This is a genomic window from Streptomyces sp. NPDC005820 (assembly GCF_040630255.1).
In the GTDB taxonomy this organism is placed as follows: domain Bacteria; phylum Actinomycetota; class Actinomycetes; order Streptomycetales; family Streptomycetaceae; genus Streptomyces.
The window spans coordinates 175,468-192,285 of the sequence record NZ_JBEXXE010000018.1 but is presented as its reverse complement, the minus strand read 5'-3'; the positions used below and the strand labels follow the sequence as shown (position 1 = coordinate 192,285).

Annotated in this window: 15 protein-coding genes and 1 pseudogene; 9 read left to right on the top strand and 7 right to left on the bottom strand. The window is 71.0% G+C overall.

The window, feature by feature from the left end; genetic code table 11:
- Positions 1-152: 152 nt before the first annotated feature.
- Complete coding sequence (gene leuA, locus ABZ464_RS23275; RefSeq protein WP_359279543.1) at positions 153-1,874, bottom strand: 2-isopropylmalate synthase; 1,722 nt, start codon at positions 1,872-1,874, stop codon at positions 153-155.
- Between the two features lie 318 nt (positions 1,875-2,192).
- On the opposite strand from leuA, the gene ABZ464_RS23270 reads away from it, so the two are divergent.
- Genes ABZ464_RS23270 through ABZ464_RS23255 form a run of 4 tightly spaced genes read left to right on the top strand, consistent with a single transcriptional unit; the run spans position 2,193 to position 6,211 of the window.
- Positions 2,193-3,269, top strand: a complete 1,077-nt coding sequence (locus tag ABZ464_RS23270; RefSeq protein WP_359279542.1) for a M4 family metallopeptidase — start codon at positions 2,193-2,195, stop codon at positions 3,267-3,269.
- Between the two features lie 21 nt (positions 3,270-3,290).
- Complete coding sequence (locus ABZ464_RS23265) at positions 3,291-3,557, top strand: protealysin inhibitor emfourin (protein ID WP_359279541.1); 267 nt, start codon at positions 3,291-3,293, stop codon at positions 3,555-3,557.
- Between the two features lie 57 nt (positions 3,558-3,614).
- The gene (locus ABZ464_RS23260; RefSeq protein WP_359279540.1) at positions 3,615-4,937 is read left to right on the top strand and encodes a GH1 family beta-glucosidase; all 1,323 of its coding nucleotides are present in this window, start codon (positions 3,615-3,617) and stop codon (positions 4,935-4,937) included.
- Positions 4,934-6,211, top strand: a complete 1,278-nt coding sequence (locus tag ABZ464_RS23255; protein ID WP_359279539.1) for an MFS transporter — start codon at positions 4,934-4,936, stop codon at positions 6,209-6,211. Before ABZ464_RS23260 ends, ABZ464_RS23255 begins: the two co-directional genes overlap by 4 nt.
- Before the next feature lie 10 nt (positions 6,212-6,221).
- Here ABZ464_RS23255 and ABZ464_RS23250 read toward each other — a convergent pair whose 3' ends face one another.
- Positions 6,222-7,076, bottom strand: a complete 855-nt coding sequence (locus tag ABZ464_RS23250) for an NAD(P)-dependent oxidoreductase (RefSeq protein ID WP_359279538.1) — start codon at positions 7,074-7,076, stop codon at positions 6,222-6,224.
- A gap of 131 nt (positions 7,077-7,207) precedes the next feature.
- Here ABZ464_RS23250 and ABZ464_RS23245 point away from each other — a divergent pair, with 131 nt between their 5' ends.
- Both ABZ464_RS23245 and ABZ464_RS23240 read left to right on the top strand, forming a co-directional pair.
- Positions 7,208-8,071 (top strand): helix-turn-helix transcriptional regulator, encoded by an 864-nt coding sequence (locus ABZ464_RS23245; RefSeq protein WP_359279537.1) that lies wholly within the window; start codon positions 7,208-7,210, stop codon positions 8,069-8,071.
- Between the two features lie 64 nt (positions 8,072-8,135).
- Positions 8,136-9,098 carry a hypothetical protein gene (locus ABZ464_RS23240; protein WP_359279536.1) on the top strand — a complete coding sequence of 321 codons (963 nt, stop codon included), beginning with the start codon at positions 8,136-8,138 and terminating at the stop codon, positions 9,096-9,098.
- Positions 9,099-9,116: 18 nt separating this feature from the next.
- Here the strand turns inward: ABZ464_RS23240 and era are convergent, their stop codons facing one another.
- Positions 9,117-10,070, bottom strand: a complete 954-nt coding sequence (era, locus tag ABZ464_RS23235) for a GTPase Era (RefSeq protein WP_359279535.1) — start codon at positions 10,068-10,070, stop codon at positions 9,117-9,119.
- Positions 10,071-10,243: 173 nt separating this feature from the next.
- On the opposite strand from era, the gene ABZ464_RS23230 reads away from it, so the two are divergent.
- Positions 10,244-11,557: an ammonium transporter gene (locus ABZ464_RS23230; protein ID WP_359279534.1), complete on the top strand. Its 1,314-nt coding sequence runs from the start codon at positions 10,244-10,246 to the stop codon at positions 11,555-11,557.
- Between the two features lie 13 nt (positions 11,558-11,570).
- On the opposite strand, the gene ABZ464_RS23225 is transcribed toward ABZ464_RS23230, so the two are convergent.
- Positions 11,571-12,779 (bottom strand): RNA-guided endonuclease TnpB family protein, encoded by a 1,209-nt coding sequence (locus tag ABZ464_RS23225; RefSeq protein WP_359279533.1) that lies wholly within the window; start codon positions 12,777-12,779, stop codon positions 11,571-11,573.
- Positions 12,780-12,904: 125 nt separating this feature from the next.
- Between ABZ464_RS23225 and ABZ464_RS23220 the strand changes: the two genes are divergently transcribed.
- Positions 12,905-13,243, top strand: a complete 339-nt coding sequence (locus tag ABZ464_RS23220) for a P-II family nitrogen regulator (protein WP_067244397.1) — start codon at positions 12,905-12,907, stop codon at positions 13,241-13,243.
- On the opposite strand, the gene ABZ464_RS23215 is transcribed toward ABZ464_RS23220, so the two are convergent.
- From ABZ464_RS23215 to ABZ464_RS23205, 3 genes are all read right to left on the bottom strand, one after another.
- A complete protein-coding gene (locus tag ABZ464_RS23215) occupies positions 13,240-14,244 on the bottom strand; it encodes a DUF916 domain-containing protein (protein WP_359279532.1) in 1,005 nt (334 codons plus the stop codon). The two genes, ABZ464_RS23220 and ABZ464_RS23215, sit on opposite strands and share 4 nt — an antisense overlap.
- Before the next feature lie 116 nt (positions 14,245-14,360).
- On the bottom strand, positions 14,361-15,692 hold the full coding sequence (locus tag ABZ464_RS23210) for a beta-xylosidase (protein ID WP_359279531.1): 1,332 nt from the start codon (positions 15,690-15,692) through the stop codon (positions 14,361-14,363).
- Between the two features lie 171 nt (positions 15,693-15,863).
- Positions 15,864-16,355: a hypothetical protein gene (locus ABZ464_RS23205; RefSeq protein WP_359279530.1), complete on the bottom strand. Its 492-nt coding sequence runs from the start codon at positions 16,353-16,355 to the stop codon at positions 15,864-15,866.
- Positions 16,356-16,558: 203 nt separating this feature from the next.
- On the opposite strand from ABZ464_RS23205, the pseudogene ABZ464_RS23200 reads away from it, so the two are divergent.
- Positions 16,559-16,702: pseudogene (locus tag ABZ464_RS23200) on the top strand (transporter associated domain-containing protein); the annotation flags it as partial.
- Between the last annotated feature and the right edge of the window lie 116 nt (positions 16,703-16,818).

Genomic DNA, 16,818 nt, shown 5'->3' with positions numbered 1-16,818 from the left:
GTTGTCGTCGGTTGCCGACTCCCCCACTCTCGGCTGCGCTCGAGCGGGGGGACCCCCATCGCGTCGACGCCCTCCTCCGCCTTGCAGCTGCACGCGCCAGACGCCGCACGGCCCGCCCTTCGGGCGGACGACGTCACCTCTGACGCCAGGTCCTAGCGGGTCGCGCGGTTGACGGCCGAGACGACTGCCTTCAGTGAGGCACGCGTCGTGTTCGCGTCGATGCCGATGCCCCACAGGACCTTGTCGTCGATCGCGCATTCGATGTAGGAGGCGGCCTGCGCGGAGGCGCCCTCGCTCATCGTGTGCTCCTGGTAGTCCAGCAGGCGGGCGTCCACCCCCACCTTCTGCAGGGCGTCGAAGAAGGCCGAGATCGGACCGTTGCCGGTGCCGGTGAGGACCGTGTCCTCGCCGTCGACCGTCGCCTCGACCCGCAGCGTGTCCACACCGTCGGTGTCGGTCGTCGACTGGCCGTTCTTGACCTGGACGCGGCCCCAGGGGTTCTCCGGGTTCGGCAGGTACTCGTCCTGGAAGACCGCCCAGATGTCGGAGCCGGTGACCTCGCCGCCCTCGGCGTCCGTCTTCGCCTGGATGAGCTTCGAGAACTCGATCTGCATCCGGCGGGGCAGGTCCAGCTTGTGGTCGTTCTTCAGGACGTACGCGATACCGCCCTTGCCGGACTGCGAGTTGACGCGGATGACGGCCTCGTAGGAGCGGCCGACGTCCTTGGGGTCGATCGGCAGGTACGGGACGGCCCACTCGATGTCGTCGACGGTGACGCCCTTCGCGGCCGCGTCGGCCTCCATGGCGTCGAAGCCCTTCTTGATGGCGTCCTGGTGGGAGCCGGAGAAGGACGTGTAGACCAGGTCGCCCACGTACGGGTGGCGCGGGTGGACCTCCATCTGGTTGCAGTACTCCCACGTACGACGGATCTCGTCGATGTCGGAGAAGTCGATCTGCGGGTCGACGCCCTGGGAGAAGAGGTTCATCCCCAGGGTCACCAGGTCGACGTTGCCGGTGCGCTCGCCCTGGCCGAACAGACAGCCCTCGACGCGGTCGGCGCCGGCCATCAGGGCCAGTTCGGCGGCGGCGACGGCCGTACCGCGGTCGTTGTGCGGGTGGACGGAGATGACGACGTGCTCGCGGCGGGAGATGTTGCGGCTCATCCACTCGAAGCGGTCCGCGTGGGTGGAGGGGGTGGAGCGCTCGACCGTGGCGGGCAGGTTGAGGATGATCTCGCGGCCCGGGCCGGGCTGGTAGACGTCCATCACCGCCTCGCAGACCTCCAGCGCGAAGTCCAGCTCGGTGTCGGTGAAGATCTCCGGGCTGTACTGGTAGCCGAACTCGGTCTCCGGGCCCAGCAGCTTCTCGGCGTACTCCATCACCAGGCGGGTGCCGTCGACGGCGATCTGCTTGATGTCGTCCTTGGAGCCGCGGAAGACCACCCGGCGGAAGACCGGCGCGGTCGCGTTGTACAGGTGGACGGTGGCCCGCTTGGCGCCCTTCAGGGACTCCACGGTCCGCTCGATCAGGTCCTCACGGGCCTGGGTCAGCACGGAGATCGTGACGTCGTCCGGGATCGCGCCCTCTTCCTCGATGATCGAGCGCACGAAGTCGAAGTCGGTCTGGCCGGAGGCGGGGAAACCGACCTCGATCTCCTTGTAGCCCATCTTGACCAGCTGGTCGAACATCCGGCGCTTGCGCTCGGGCGACATCGGGTCGATCAGGGCCTGGTTGCCGTCCCGCAGGTCGGTGGAGAGCCAGCGGGGGGCTACGGTGATCCGCTGGTTCGGCCAGGTGCGGTCGGGGATGTCGACCTGCTCGTACTGTCCGTACTTGTGGATCGGCATCTGGCTGGGCTGCTGGCGGTTCGCCATGTTCGCGGGGCTCCTCAGGGGTCCGGAAGGACGGCCGACGACGCAACGCAAAGCTCCGCGGGGAGGGAGTCGACCTGTCTTACAGGCCCTCGCCGCGGCAGCTAAGGAGAAGCAGCCCGAAACGCATAGTGCTCCGCAGCCTAGCCGAGCCGCTCCCGTCGCGTGGGTCCGTATCAGTATGCGGGACCACGGGAACCAAAGGGGCGAAACGTGCGCTATACCACTCCCCGCCGCAGATCAGCCATGTTTGTCACCGTTTTTCACCGATCATGGTTGCCTGTGGTGACAGCGGGATAACACAGTGCAATGGTGCGACTCATGACGACGAACGGGGGCTTCGAGCCCGTCTTCTGCACCGTCGTACCGCCGCATGTCCTCGACAAGCTGGCGAGCAACGACGACCCCGCACTCTCCGGGCCCGCCCAGCGCACCCTGCTGCGCGACGGCGAGCTGCGCAACCGCCGCCGGGTGGGCACCGAGTACGGCCTGTGGGCCGGCCCGACGGCGATCGCGAAGGCGCCGGCCGACCAGCCGCTGCGCTCGATCTACGACTGCGGGCACGGCACCGACCTGCCCGGCAGCAAGGTCCGCTCCGAGGGCCAGGACCCCGGCCAGGACGCCACGGTCAACCGCGCCTACTCCGGGCTCGGCGCCACCTTCGACCTCTACCTCAAGGCCTACGCCCGCCACTCGATCGACGGCGACGGTCTGCCGCTGGACGCCAGCGTCCACTACGACGAGGGCTACAACAACGCCTTCTGGAACGGCGAGCAGATGGTGTTCGGCGACGGCGACGGCCAGATCTTCGTCGACTTCACCAACTCCGTCGACGTGATCGGGCACGAACTCACCCACGGCGTCACGCAGTACACGGCGAACCTGACCTACTACGGCCAGCCGGGCGCCCTGAACGAGTCGATGTCCGACGTCTTCGGCTCGCTCATCAAGCAGTACACGCTCGGCCAGACCGCCTCCGAGGCCGACTGGCTGATCGGCGCGGGCATCCTCGCCCCCGGCGTCACCGGTTCGGCCCTGCGCTCGATGAAGGCCCCGGGCACGGCGTACGACGACGACGTCCTCGGCAAGGACCCGCAGCCCGCGACCATGGACGACTACGTCCGCACCGGCCGCGACAACGGCGGCGTGCACATCAACTCGGGCATCCCCAACCACGCGTTCTACCTGGTCGCGACGGCCCTCGGCGGGAACGCCTGGGACAAGGCCGGCCAGATCTGGTACGACGTGCTCACCGGCGGCAAGCTCACCCAGAAGGCGCTGTTCACCGACTTCGCCAAGCTGACCGTGAAGGCGGCGCGGGCCCGGTTCGGGGACGGCGGCGACGAGCTCCAGGCCGTGCAGAAGGCGTGGGAGCAGGTGGGGGTGCGGATTCTCTGACCGAGGGATAGACAGGGACCCATGCGTATTCAGGTGAGGCGCACGGGAGGGTTCGCGGGCATCGAGCGGCACGCCGAGGTGGACACCTCGGGGCGGCCCGATGCCGGCGAATGGCACGCTCTGGCCGAGCGGGCGGTCGCCGCAGGCCGGAGCGCGCCGTCCCTGGGCGTGCCCGACGGATTCAGCTACGAGATCACGGTGGACGGGAAGACGGTGCACGCGGCCGATCCCCGGCTCACCCCGGAGCAGCGCGAGCTGATCTCGCGCGTGCTCAAGGAAGGGGCGTAACCAGCAGTTCCCGCCGGGGCGTTGACTTCCTTACCGGTGGGTAAGGATGATCCGCCCATGGCGAACGATCCGCGCGACGCGGCGCACCCGATCCCCCAGTTCCCGGCCGGCTTCCTGTGGGGCGTCTCCACCTCCGCCCATCAGATCGAGGGCGCCGCGGACAAGCGTGAACCGTCCGTGTGGGACACCTTCTCCGCCGAGCCGGGACGGGTGAAGGACGGCTCCACGGCGGCGGTGGCCTGCGACCACTACCACCGCCACACCGAGGACGTGGCCCTTCTGAAGGACCTCGGGGTGGGCGCGTACCGGTTCTCGATCTCCTGGCCCCGGGTGAACTCCCCCGGCGGCCTGGACTTCTACGACCGGCTGGTGGACGAGCTGCTGGCGGCGGGCGTCCGCCCCGTCCCGACCCTCTTCCACTGGGACCTGCCGGCGCAGCTCGACTGGCTGGAGCGGGACACCGCCTCGCTCTTCGCGGAGTACGTGTCGACGGTCGTGGACCGCCTCGGCGACCGCGTGCAGAAGTGGATCACCCTCAACGAACCCGCCGAGCACACCCTGCTGGGCCACGCCCTCGGCACCCACGCCCCGGGCAAGCAGCTGCTCTTCGACGCGCTGCCGGTCGCCCATCACCAGCTCCTCGCCCACGGTCTCGCCGTACGGGCCCTGCGCGCGGCCGGCGCCACGGACATCGGCGTCGCCAACTCCCACGGCCCGACCTGGCCCGCGTCCCGGGAACCGGCCGACCTGGAGGCCGCCGCCTTCTACGACGTCCTGCTGAACCGGCTGTTCGCGGAGCCGCTGCTGCTGGGCGAGTACCCGGAGGGGCTCGGCGAGCTGATGCCGGGCGACGTCGCCGCCGATCTGAAGATCATCGGCGAGCCGCTCGACTGGTACGGCGTCAACTACTACGCCCCGACCAGGGTGGGCGCCCCGCAGGGCACCGAGATCGAGTTCGGCGGAATCACCATGCCGGCCGAACTCCCCTTCTCCGTACGGGAGATCGAGGACGTCCCGGTGACGGACTTCGGCTGGCCGGTCGTCCCCGAGGGCCTCACCGAACTGCTCACCACCTTCAAGGACCGCTACGGCGACCGCCTCCCGCCGGTGGTCATCACCGAGAACGGCTGCTCGTACGAGGGCGTCGACGACCAGGGGCGCATCGCCTACCTGGACGGCCACATCCGCGCCCTGCACCGGGCCCTGGAGGCGGGCGTGGACGTGCGCGGCTACTTCGTGTGGTCGCTGCTGGACAACTTCGAGTGGGCGGAGGGCTACGCGCGCCGCTTCGGGCTGGTCCACGTCGACTACGCGACCCAGACCCGCACCCCGAAGGCGTCGTACCGCTGGTTCAGGGACGTCCTGCGGGCGCAGGGATGACCACGGAGGACCGGGTGCCGGGCACCCAGGCCGTCCCCGGGGCCGCGCTGGCCGAGCCCGTCGAGCGCGTGGGCGCGGGCTGGACCTCGGCCCTGTCCCTCGCCAACGGGGCGATCTGGGTGGGCTGGTACGGCCCGCTGCAGATCCTGCTGGCCTCCCAGGCGGGAGACTTCGCGCCCGGCTCCGGCATGTCGAAGGAGACCATGCTGGCCTGGGTGACCGGCGTGGGCGCACTGGTGTCGCTGTGGGCGAACCCGCTCTTCGGCGCCCTGTCGGACCGTACGACGTCCCGGTTCGGCCGCCGCACCCCGTGGATCGTGACGGGCGCGGCGGGCGGCGCCCTGTCCCTGCTGCTGCTCGCGGTGGCGGACGGGGTGTGGACGATGGCGCTGGGCTGGTGCCTGGTGCAGCTCACCCTGAACGCGGCCTTCGCGGCGGTCACGGCGGCGGTGCCGGACCGGGTCCCGCGCTCCCAGCGGGGTGCCGTGGGCGGCTGGCTGGGCGTCGCACAGGTCCTCGGCGTGGTCGGCGGCACCGCGCTCGCCACGGCGGCCGGGGGTGTGGGCGCGGGCTATGTGGCGTGCGCGGTGTTCACCGCGCTGGGCGTGCTGCCGTACGTCCTGCGCTACGAGGATCTGCGGCTGCCGGTGACGGACCGCCCGGCCTGGTCCTGGCGGGGCTTCCTGAAGGGCTTCTGGCTGAGCCCGAGGACGTATCCCGACCTGGGCTGGGCCTGGCTCACCCGGTTCCTGATGAACCTGAGCAACGCGCTGGTGCTGCTGTACCTGCTGTACTACCTGCGCGACCGCCTGCACTACGCCGACCCCGACGAGGGCGTGCTGATCCTGTCGGCGGTGAACGGGCTGACGCTGCTCGCCACGGTCGTCGTCGGAGGCGTCTGGTCGGACCGGGTGGGCCGGCGCAAGCCGTTCGTGGTCTGGTCGGGTGTGCTGATGGCGGTGGCGACGGCGGGGCTCGCGGTCTGGCAGACCTGGCCGGGGGCGATCGTCGCGGCGGCGGTGCAGGGCATCGGCTACGGCGTGTTCGCCTCCGTCGACTTCGCCCTGATGACGGACGTCCTGCCGAAGGCCCTGGACCGGGGCAAGGACCTCGGCGTCATCAACGTCGCCAACGCCCTGCCCCAGGTCGCGGCCCCCGTCCTCGCCGCCCCGATCGTCACCTACCTGGGCGGATACCGGGTGCTGTACCTGGTGGCGGCCGTGGTGGGGCTGGCGGGGGCGGTGCTGGTGGGACGGATCAGGGGGGTGGAATGACTCGGCGGGCCTACAGCGCTCCGGCGTCCCGGGCGGTCCACGCCGACGGGTAGACCGGGCGGAAGCCGAGGTCCCGGCGGATCCGCCGGTTGGACATGATCCCGAACCAGGGGTCGGTGTCGGTCCGGGTCTCGAGGCCGGCCGGCACCTCGACTCCGTTGAGCCGGTACAGCTCGACCGTCGTGACGGGGGCGTCGTCGGCGATGTTGTAGACCGGTCCGCCCACCGCGGGCGCGTACAGCAGGCGCAGCAGCCCCTGCGCGACGTCGGCGTGGTGGGCCATCTGCAGCCGCTGCGCCGACGCCCAGGTCGCGGCCCACTGCAGGGCCTGGGCGAGGTGGGGGTCGCCGTCGCCGTAGACGAAGGGCAGCCGGCCGATCCGCACCTGAAGCCCCTCCAGCGCCAGCAGCTCCCGCTCGGCGGCCGCCTTGGACTCGTTGTAGGCGCCCCACATCATGCCGCCGGGCCGGATCTCGTCGTCCTCGGTGAGCGGCCGACCCCGCCCGACGCCGTACACCATCCCCGTGCTGACCTGCACGAACCGCCGTACCCCGGCGCTCTGCGCGGCCCGTCCGAGCGCCACGGCGGCGTCCCGGTTGACGGCCCACGCCTCCTCGTCCGGCACTCCCCGGAAGGAGGCGGCGACGTTCACCACCGCGTCCGCGCCGGCGACGGCCTTGCCGAGCGTCTCCTCGTCCCGCAGATCCCCGGTCACCACCTCGGCGCCCAGCTCGGCGAACCGCTCCCCGCGCGCCGCGTCCCGGACCAGCACCCGCACCTGCTCGCCGGGCTCCCGCTGCGCCAGCAGCCTCGGTACGAAGCGCCGCCCGACCTGTCCGGTGGTCCCCGTCACGAGTGTCAACATGATCGTCTCCTCAGGTCTGTACCCTCTGGTGCCTCCACCCTCGGGCGGAGCCGGAGCGGGCGGGAGAGACCCGTCGATCAGGGGATCGGCAGTCCCTGGATAAGACCGGCCGGATGCCGCAGCCTGGAGGGGTGAACCGAGCCGAACTCGCCGACTTCCTGCGCCGCGGCCGGGCCCGTCTCGCCCCCTCGGACGTGGGCCTGGCCCCGGGCGCCCGGCGCCGCACACCCGGACTGCGCCGCGAGGAGGTGGCCCAGTTGGCGGGCATGTCCGTGGACTACTTCACGCGCCTGGAACAGTGCCGCGGCCCGCGCCCGTCCCGCCAGATGCTGGCGGCGCTCGCCCGCGCGCTGCGGCTGACCGCCGACGAGCGCGACCATCTGTTCCACCTGGCCGGTGAGGAGCCGCCGCGCCGCGAGACGGCGTCGACGCATGTGTCGCCCGGCCTGATGCTGATCCTGGACCGGCTGGACGACACCTCGGCGCAGGTGGTGACCGACTGCGGTGAGGTGCTGGCCCAGAACGCGATGGCCAGGGCGCTGACCCTCGATGTGATGTCCCGGCCCCGGCGCGAGCGCAACCTCGTCCGCAGGTACTTCCTGGACCCGGCCGCGCGCACCCTGTTCCCGGAGGAGGACCGGGCGGACCACGCCCGCGCCCAGGTGGCCAATCTGCGCGCGGTGACCGCCGCCCGCCCCGACGACCCGGAACCGGCCGCGCTGGTCGCCGAACTCCGCGCGGGCAGCGAGGAGTTCGCCCGCCTCTGGGACGCCCACGAGGTGTCCCTGCGCCACAAGGCGACGAAACGCTTCCTGCACCCGCTGGTCGGCCTGCTGGACCTGGACTGCGAGGTCCTGCTCAGCCACGAGCACCATCAGCTCCTGGTCATCCACACGGCCCGCCCGGGCACGGACACCTACGAACGCCTGCGGCTGCTGCGGGTCGTGGGCCTCCAGGACTTCACCCCCGGCGGGGTGGGCGCGGGGAGCGACTGAGGTCCCGCTTGTCCCTGTGCGCGACGGGGCAGGATGACTCCGGCAGCGCGGCGCAACAGGGGGAATGCTGATGCGAGTCGGCGGCTGGGGACTGGAACTGGTCTGCGTCTGTTACCTGTTGATCGTCTACATCACCAGCCGGGGGCTGATAGCCGCCCCCCGCTACCGGCTGCTCCAGGCGCGGCTGCGGGACTGCCGGGCACGGGCGGCGTTTCTGGGTGGGGTGTGGGGGGACGGGTCGGCGGAGAAGGCGGTGGTCGGGGCCGTGGCGGGGCGGTTGGAGGAGCTGGAGCAGGGGGGCACGGTGGTGTGGCGGCTGAGTGCGCGGTACGGGGTGATCGCGATCCCGCTGTCGAAGCTCGCCGCCGCGTGGCGGGTGCTGCACGGGGCGGAGCGGCGGCTGCTCGGGGTGGAGGGGGCCGAGGAGATGCTCGCGCAGCGGGAGCTGCTGGTGATGCAGCTCGGCGCGTCGGGTGAGCCGGCCGACGAGGAGCTGGCCGCGAAGCTCGCCGTCGCCGATGTCGGCGCGGCCGAGGGGCGGGCTCTGGTGCTGGCCGCCGCGCAGCGGGTCCATGAGGCCGAGGACGGTGCGGCCGAGCGGGACTACGACCAGCAGCGCATCGCCCTGTGGCTGGCCCTGACGGGGCTGGGCGCGATCCTGCTGGTCGGGAGGGTGCTCGATCACCGGGAGACGATGCTGCTGGGCGCGCTGGGCGGGTTCCTGTCCCCGGTGGTCGGGGTGATGCGCTCGCAGCGTCCGCCGTCGTCCTGGGGCGTGCTGGTGCTCGCGCCGGTCGGCGGGGCGCTGGCGGCGGTCGGCGGGCTGCTGCTGGTCCGGATGCTCGCCGACCCCGACCTGAACCTCCTCGGTCAGGTGTTCCTGGAGAACTCCTGGACCGCCCCCGCCCGCCCGATCGCGCTGGCGATCGCCCTGCTCTTCGGCTTCTCCGGCCAGCTGTTCTCCCGCCTGGCCCTGACGGCGACCGGGCAGCTCACCGCACCGGCGCCGGGACCCCGCGCCGGGTGAGCCGCCTCGGACCCGGGTCTAGAAGCCCAGCTTCCGGAGCTGCTTGGGGTCGCGCTGCCAGTCCTTCGCGACCTTGACATGGAGGTCGAGGAAGACGGGGGTGCCGAGGAGGGCCTCGATCTGGTGGCGGGACTTGATGCCCACGTCCTTCAGGCGGCGGCCCTGCGGACCGATGATGATGCCCTTCTGGCTGGTGCGCTCGATGTAGATGTTCGCGTGGATGTCGAGGAGCGGCCGGTCGGCGGGGCGGTCCTCGCGCGGGAGCATCTCCTCGACGACGACGGCGATGGAGTGCGGCAGCTCGTCGCGGACGCCCTCCAGCGCGGCCTCGCGGATCAGCTCGGCGACCATCACCTGCTCGGGCTCGTCGGTCAGATCGCCCTCGGGGTAGAGCGCCGGGCCCTCCGGGAGCATGGGGACCAGCAGGTCGGCGAGGAGGTCCACCTGACGGCCGGCGACCGCGGAGACCGGGATGATCTCCGCCCACTCGAAGCCCAGCTCCTTGCCGAGCTGGTCGATCGCGATGAGCTGCTCGGCGAGCACCTTGGGGTCCACGAGGTCGGTCTTGGTGACGACCGCGACCTTCGGGGTCTTCTTGATCCCGGCCAGTTCCTTGGCGATGAAGCGGTCGCCGGGGCCCAGCTTCTCGTTCGCCGGGAGGCAGAAGCCGATCACGTCGACCTCGGCCCACGTGGTGCGGACCACGTCGTTGAGGCGCTCGCCGAGGAGCGTGCGCGGTTTGTGCAGGCCCGGCGTGTCCACCAGGATCAGCTGGGCGTCGGGGCGGTGCACGATGCCCCGCACCGTGTGCCGGGTGGTCTGCGGCCGGTTCGAGGTGATCGCCACCTTCTTCCCGACCAGAGCGTTCGTGAGGGTGGACTTGCCCGCGTTGGGGCGGCCCACGAAGCAGGCGAAGCCGGCGCGGTGCAGGGTCCCGGCCGGCTGCTCGGATGACTGGTTACGAACGCTCATGGCCCCCATTCTCCCTGATCCATGAAGCCCCGCCGTACACACGAGCGGCCCCGCCGCCCACGGTGAGCTTCCGGAAACCCGCCCGCAACGAAACGTCACGGAAACACACCTGTGCGCGACCGGAAACCGGAACCGGTGACCCTCTGACGAGCCCACCCACAGTTGGAGACCCCGTGACGCCCCTCGCCGCCGCACATGTCGACACCGGCGACACCGCCTGGCTGCTCGCCGCCACCGCGCTCGTCCTGCTGATGACCCCGGGTCTGGCCCTCTTCTACGGCGGCATGGTCCGTACGAAGAGCGTGCTCAACATGCTGATGATGAGTTTCGTGTCGATCGCGCTGGTCACGATCGTGTGGCTGGCCGCCGGCTACTCCCTCGCCTTCGGCGACGACCTCGGCGGCGGACTCATCGGCGGCCTGGAGCACGCCGGCATGGCGGGCCTCGGCCCGGACAGCGTCCAGGGCACCGTCCCCACGCTCCTCTTCGCCACCTTCCAGCTCACCTTCGCGATCATCACGGCGGCCCTGATCAGCGGCGCGATCGCGGACCGCGCGAAGTTCGCGGCCTGGCTGGTCTTCGTCCCCGTCTGGGCGCTGCTCGTATACGTTCCCGTCACCCACTGGGTCTGGGGCCCCGGAGGCTGGATCGTCGGCAGGCTCGGCGCGCTCGACTTCGCGGGCGGTCTCCCCGTCGAGATCACCTCCGGCGCCTCCGGACTGGCCCTCTGTCTGGTCCTCGGCCCCCGCCTCGGCTTCAAGAAGGACGCGATGCGTCCGCACAACCTCCCCATGGTCGTGCTCGGCGCCGGTCTGCTCTGGTTCGGCTGGTTCGGCTTCAACGCGGGCTCCGCCCTCGGCGCCAACGGGCTCGCCGCCGCGGTCTTCCTCAACACCCTCGCCGCCGGCTGCACCGGCCTGCTGGGCTGGCTCTTCGTCGAGCAGAGGCGCGACGGCCACCCGACCACCCTCGGCGCGGCCTCCGGCGCGGTGGCCGGTCTGGTCGCGATCACCCCGTCCTGCGGCTCGGTCTCCCTGCTCGGCGCGCTCGTCGTCGGTCTCGCCGCCGGTGCGGTCTGCTCCTACGCCGTGAGCTGGAAGTTCAAGCTCAACTACGACGACTCGCTCGACGTCGTCGGCGTCCACCTGGTCGGCGGGGTCATCGGCACCCTCCTCATCGGCGTCTTCGCCGTCGACACCATGACCGGCGGCGCGGAAGGCCTCCTCTACGGCGGCGGGCTCACCCAGCTCGGCAGGCAGCTGGTCGCGGTGGTCGTCGTGGCGGCCTACGCCTTCGGTGTCACGTACGGCATCGGCAAGGTCCTCGACCGCACGATGGGCTTCCGCGCGGACGAGGACCAGGAGCACACCGGCCTGGACCTTACGGTGCACGCCGAGACCGCATACGATCACGGCGTCCTGGGCCACGGTGCCCCGGTCGGCCACTCCGTCCTCCCCTCCGCCCAGAAGGTCAAGCCCCAGGATTGACTTCCTCCCCCGCCTAGCGGTGGGGGATTCCGGCGGTCGCCCACCGGGCTTCCTGCTTCACCAACGGTCGCCCCGTCCGGGAGGACTCCCGTTGAGGTCTTACACCGTCTCCACAGGCTGCTGCCGCCAGCCCGGCGGCCAGAGTGTTGCGTGCCGCGTTCGTGTCGCGGTCGTGCACGGCGCCGCACTCGCACGTCCACTCACGAGCGTTCAGCGGCAGTTTCTCGCGGACCGTACCGCAGGCCCCGCACAGCTTCGAGCTGGGGAACCAGCGGTCGATCACGACGAGTTCACGCCCGTACCAGGCGCACTTGTACTCCAGCATCGACCGGAGTTCCGTCCACGAGGCGTCCGAGATGGCGCGCGCGAGCCTGCCGTTCTTGAGCAGGTTGCGGACGGAGAGGTCCTCGATCACGACCGTTTGGTTCTCACGGACGAGTCGAGTGGTCAGCTTGTGAAGGAAGTCCCGGCGCCGGTCGGCGATCCGCGCATGCACGCGAGCGACCTTCACGCGGGCCTTTTGCCGGTTCTTCGAGCCGTTGGCCTTGCGGGACAGCTCCCGCTGAGCCTTCGCCAGGCGGACGCGGTCACCGCGTTCGTGCCGGGGGTTGACGACCTTCTCCCCAGTGGACAGGGTCACCAGCGACGTGATCCCGGCGTCCAGCCCGACCGCCGCGCCGATGGCGGGGGCGGCGGTCACGGTGTCCTCGACGAGCAGCGAGACGAACCAGCGGCCCGAGGCATCCCGCGAGACCGTCGCCGTGGTCGGCCGGGCACCCTCGGGCAGGGGACGCGACCATCGGATGTCCAGAGGCTCCGCCATCTTCGCCAGCGTGAGACGCCCGTCACGCCACGTGAAGGCGCTGCGGGTGTACTCAGCCGACGCGCGGGACTTCTTCCGCGACTTGAAGCGCGGGTACTTGGCCCGCTTGGCGAAGAAGTTCCCGAACGCCGTCTGAAGGTGGCGCAGCGCCTGCTGGAGCGGGACGGAGGACACCTCTGCCAGGAAGGAGAGCTCTTCGGACTTCTTCCAGTCCGTCAGCGCGGCGGACGACTGCACGTAGGAGATCCGGCGCTGCTCGCCGTACCAAGCCTGCGTGCGCTCCTGAAGCGCCTTGTTGTACACGAGGCGGACACAGCCGAACGTGCGCGACAGCTCAGCCGCCTGCTCGTCCGTGGGGTAGAAGCGGTACTTGAAGGCCCGCTTCACCTGCTGCACCATGTCTCACACTCTATCAGTTTCCTTGTAAGCCAAGGGCTGCCATGGGACGGTGGGCGCCAAATCGCCCTTGCGGCGATACGACCGTCCTTGCCCTTCTCCACAGAAGTCCATTTTGAGGAACCCCGATGAAGCTCATCACCGCGATCGTCAAGCCGTACCGCCTCGACGAGGTCAAGACGGCCCTGCAGGAGCTCGGCGTCCACGGGCTGACCGTGACCGAGGCCAGCGGGTATGGCCGGCAGCGCGGCCACACCGAGGTGTACCGGGGGGCCGAGTACCAGGTCGACCTCGTGCCGAAGGTCCGGATCGAGGTCGTCGTCGAGGACGCGGAGTCCGAGGCCGTGATCGATGCGGTCGTGCGGGCGGCGCACACCGGGAAGATCGGGGACGGGAAGGTGTGGGCGGTGCCGGTGGAGACGGTGGTGCGGGTGCGGACGGGCGAGCGGGGGCCCGACGCCCTTTAAGCACCGGTTGTCGTGTGCGTTTTCGTCTGCGGGTGGGTGGGGGCTGGTCGCGCAGTTCCCCGCGCCCCTGACCGGCGTTGGCGTCGCCGTCTGAGCAAGAGCCAACCGGCGATGGCCAGCCCTGCCGCCATCACCCCGGCCACCAGCCACGGCACCGCCACGAACGACTGCGTCGCCGATTCCTTCGTGCCGGTGGCGGTCGCCGTGAGTTTCACGTCGGTCCAGTCGAGCTGAGGGGCGCCCGTCCAGCGTTCCGTCAGCTGGACGCGTTGGCCCGGGAGGAGCTGGGAGGGGATCTTCTTCAGGTCGCGGGTGAGGAGGGTGCGGCCGAAGAGACCCTCGGCCTCGAGGGCGACCTTGGGCTTCAGGGTGACGTTGCCGGTGTTGTGCAGGGTGTAGGAGATCGTCGCCGTGCTGTCGCCGAGGCCCGGGATCAGGGGCTGGTGGTGGCTGATGTGGACGTTCTCCACGGCCAGCGCGGGCAGGGTGGGGCCGCCGACCGTGAGGTAGACGCGGGCGCCGACCGCCCGCTGGACGCCCAGGGCGACCGAGCCGTCGCCCTGGTCGATCCGTTCGTCGAGGGCGACGATCGCGCCGGGGTGGTCCCCGGGCTCGGCGTCCTCGGGCACCTTCACGGTGAACGGGACGGTGACGGTCTTGTGCGCAGGCACGGTGACCCGGTCCTTCGACAGTGCGGCCCACGCGCCCACGCCCCGCATCCGCTCCCCGAGCGACTTCACGGCGAAACCGCCGTCGCGGGCGGTGTTGTAGGCGTCGGCGGCGTACAGCCGGAAGGTCAGCGGCTCGGCCGTCTTGTTGGCGACGACGACCTTGTCCTCGACGCTCTGCCCGGGATCGGCGGAGACATAGAAGTACGGCCGTGCGGCGACGGCCGAGGAGACGGGGTAGACGGACCAGCTCCCGTTGTCGGCGGCTCGGGCGGGAGCCGCGCAGAACAGAGCCAGGAGGACGGCCAGGAGGAGGACGTACGGCTTGCGCATGGGTGCGGACCCCCACGGACGCAGGGACGGAGGGACGAGATGGACGAGATGGACGGGGTGGACGGGCGGGTGCGGGCCTGTGGGGCGGCCGCCCGGCCACCGCGAGGGCGGATGGTTCAGGTGAGCGTGAGCGTCAGGACACCGGCGTACGAGCCCGGCGGTGTGAACGCCGGTACGTCGAGGGAGAGTCCGGCCTTCGCGGTGAACTCACCACCGGTGAGCGTGCCGTCCGGGGTGGAGGCGAGGGTCGCCCCCGCGCTGCCCACGACACCGGCCGAGCCGGCCTGGCAGGTGCTCGGGCTGTCCGCCTTGGTGGTGCAGGTGGGCGTCCAGCTCAGCTTGCCGGCGTCGATCTTGGCGCCGGGTCCGCTGAAGTCGGTGACCTTGCCGGTCAGGGACCAGCCCGCGGGGCCGCCGCGGTAGTCCTTGACGGTCACCGGGTTGAGGTCGGCGGTCGAGGGGTCGCCGGAGCCGAAGTCGACCGGGGACATCGCGACGCTGTCCCCGGACTGCTCCATGGACAGGTCACCCGCCTTGATGGTCGTCGTCAGCCGCTGGCTGCCCTCGGGGATCGGCGTGTCGTCGATGACGACGTACGCGGCGGTCGAGGTGCCCAGGTCGGAGCTCCAGGCGCTGCCCTCGTAGGCCACGATCCCGGTGGTGGTGAGGTCGCTCACGACGAGCGAGCCGGAGATGTTGCCCGAGGAGTCCGCGGTGACGGTGGTCCTGTCCGCGGTCTCGTCGGATCCGGAGCGCCCGGCGACGGTGACCGTCGCGCCCGCGGTGAATCCGCCGCCGGTGAAGGTGACGGGGTCACCCGGGCCGCCGGAGGCCGAACCGAGGGCGAGGTTACGGGTGTTGGCGGGTGGGTTGTCGGCCGCGGTGATCGTCTCCGACACCGGGGCGGGCGGGTTGGTCACCGTGCAGACGGTGTCCAGTTCGAGGATGTAGCTGGTGTGGATGTTGTAGTCGCCGGGCGAGAGGGTGATCGCGCCGGGTGAGGTGACCGTGAACGTGCCGGTCATCGAGAACGACGGGAAGGCGCCGTTGCCGGGCACCGGGTCGTTCTTCTTGGGCCCCGCGACGGTGACGTTGCCGGTCTGCGCGCCACCGAGGGCGACCACTCCGGTCGGCGTCATGATGTCGGCCGGCAGGTCGATCACGGTGGGGTTGCTCGCGGCGGCCTTGACCACCGTGTAGGTCACGGTGACGGTGTCGCCGACCTTGGGGCTGGTGTTGTCCACCGTGATCCTCGCGGTGGTGGTGCCGTCGATCGGCGGGATGCCGGCGATCGCCGGCGGGATGCAGTGCGTGGCGAATTCCACGTCGGTCGCGGCGCCGGCCGGGCACGCGAGCGCGCCGCCCGCGGTGACCGCGAGCGCGGTCGCGCCGAGCAGCGAAGCCCAGCGCCGTCTTCGGGAACTGCGGGCACTTCGGGGTGAACCCATGTCTGCCCCCTCCTCCAGGGTGCGGGCGCAGCGGCTCTTCTGCGCCGTAGGGGGCATTGAGGTGCGGATCGCGCCAGAAGTCAATGGAGACGGACCTATCAACTGATGGACCGTCAGCTTCCTTGTCCCGTACGGAAACTGACGGCCCACCAGTGATGTTTCCGATCGCTATCAGCTGAACACGAACGGCCCCGGCGACTGGGACGTGCCCGTCGCCGTCGTACAGGTGATGGTGATTCCGAGGATGACCATCTTCAGGCTGCCGCCGTTGAAGGTCAGGCTGTCCCCCACGGCCACGGTCCCGGGGAGGGGACCCACCGTGATGGACGAGCCGGCGGACATGGCCGGGTTCACCGAGCCGCTGAAGACCCGGTTGGGACCGGTGTTGTTCACCATCGTGAGCGTGGACGCGATGCTGTTCTGGTTCAGCGCGAGCGGTGTGGTGATCGCGCTGGACGTGAGGGTCATGGTGGCTGCGGTGGGGTCTGTGGTGCTCTGGGTGGCGGTGAGCGTGGCGGTGCCGCCACCGAAGATGCCGCAGCTCGCGGTGATGGTGGCCGAGGTCGGGGTGACCGCGGCGGAGGCCGTGGGCGCGAACACCAGCCCGGTGACCGCGAGGGCCCCGGCCAGTACTGCCGCACCTGATCCGATTCGCTTGTTCATGGGGTTCCGGCTCCTTCCCGGATGTGGGGAGACGGGCGTCGGAGCGGGACGGTGGGTGCGGTCACCGGGCCCGGTGGGGGGTGAATCTGACGGTCCGTCGGAAGTTACGGCTCCATTGACGCGGGAGGGACGGGGGGACGGCAAGGTCGATTTCAGGCCGAGTTGAACCCAAAACTTTCCCCGGCCCGACGCCTCCGCCCGACGCCCGCCTCGACATCACCGACCTCGGCGAGCTGTACGGCCTGGAGGAGTACGACGACGAGGACGTGGAGACCGTCGGCGGACTGCTCGCCAAGGCCCTGGGCCGGGTGCCCATCGCCGGGGCGGCCGCCGTGGTCGACCTCCCGCCCGACCTCCGCCCGGCGCCTCCGCCCGACCTCCGCCCGGCGCCTCCGCCCGACCTCCGCCCGGCGCCTCCGCCCGACCTCCGCCCGGCGCCTCCGCCCGACCTCCGCCCGGCGCC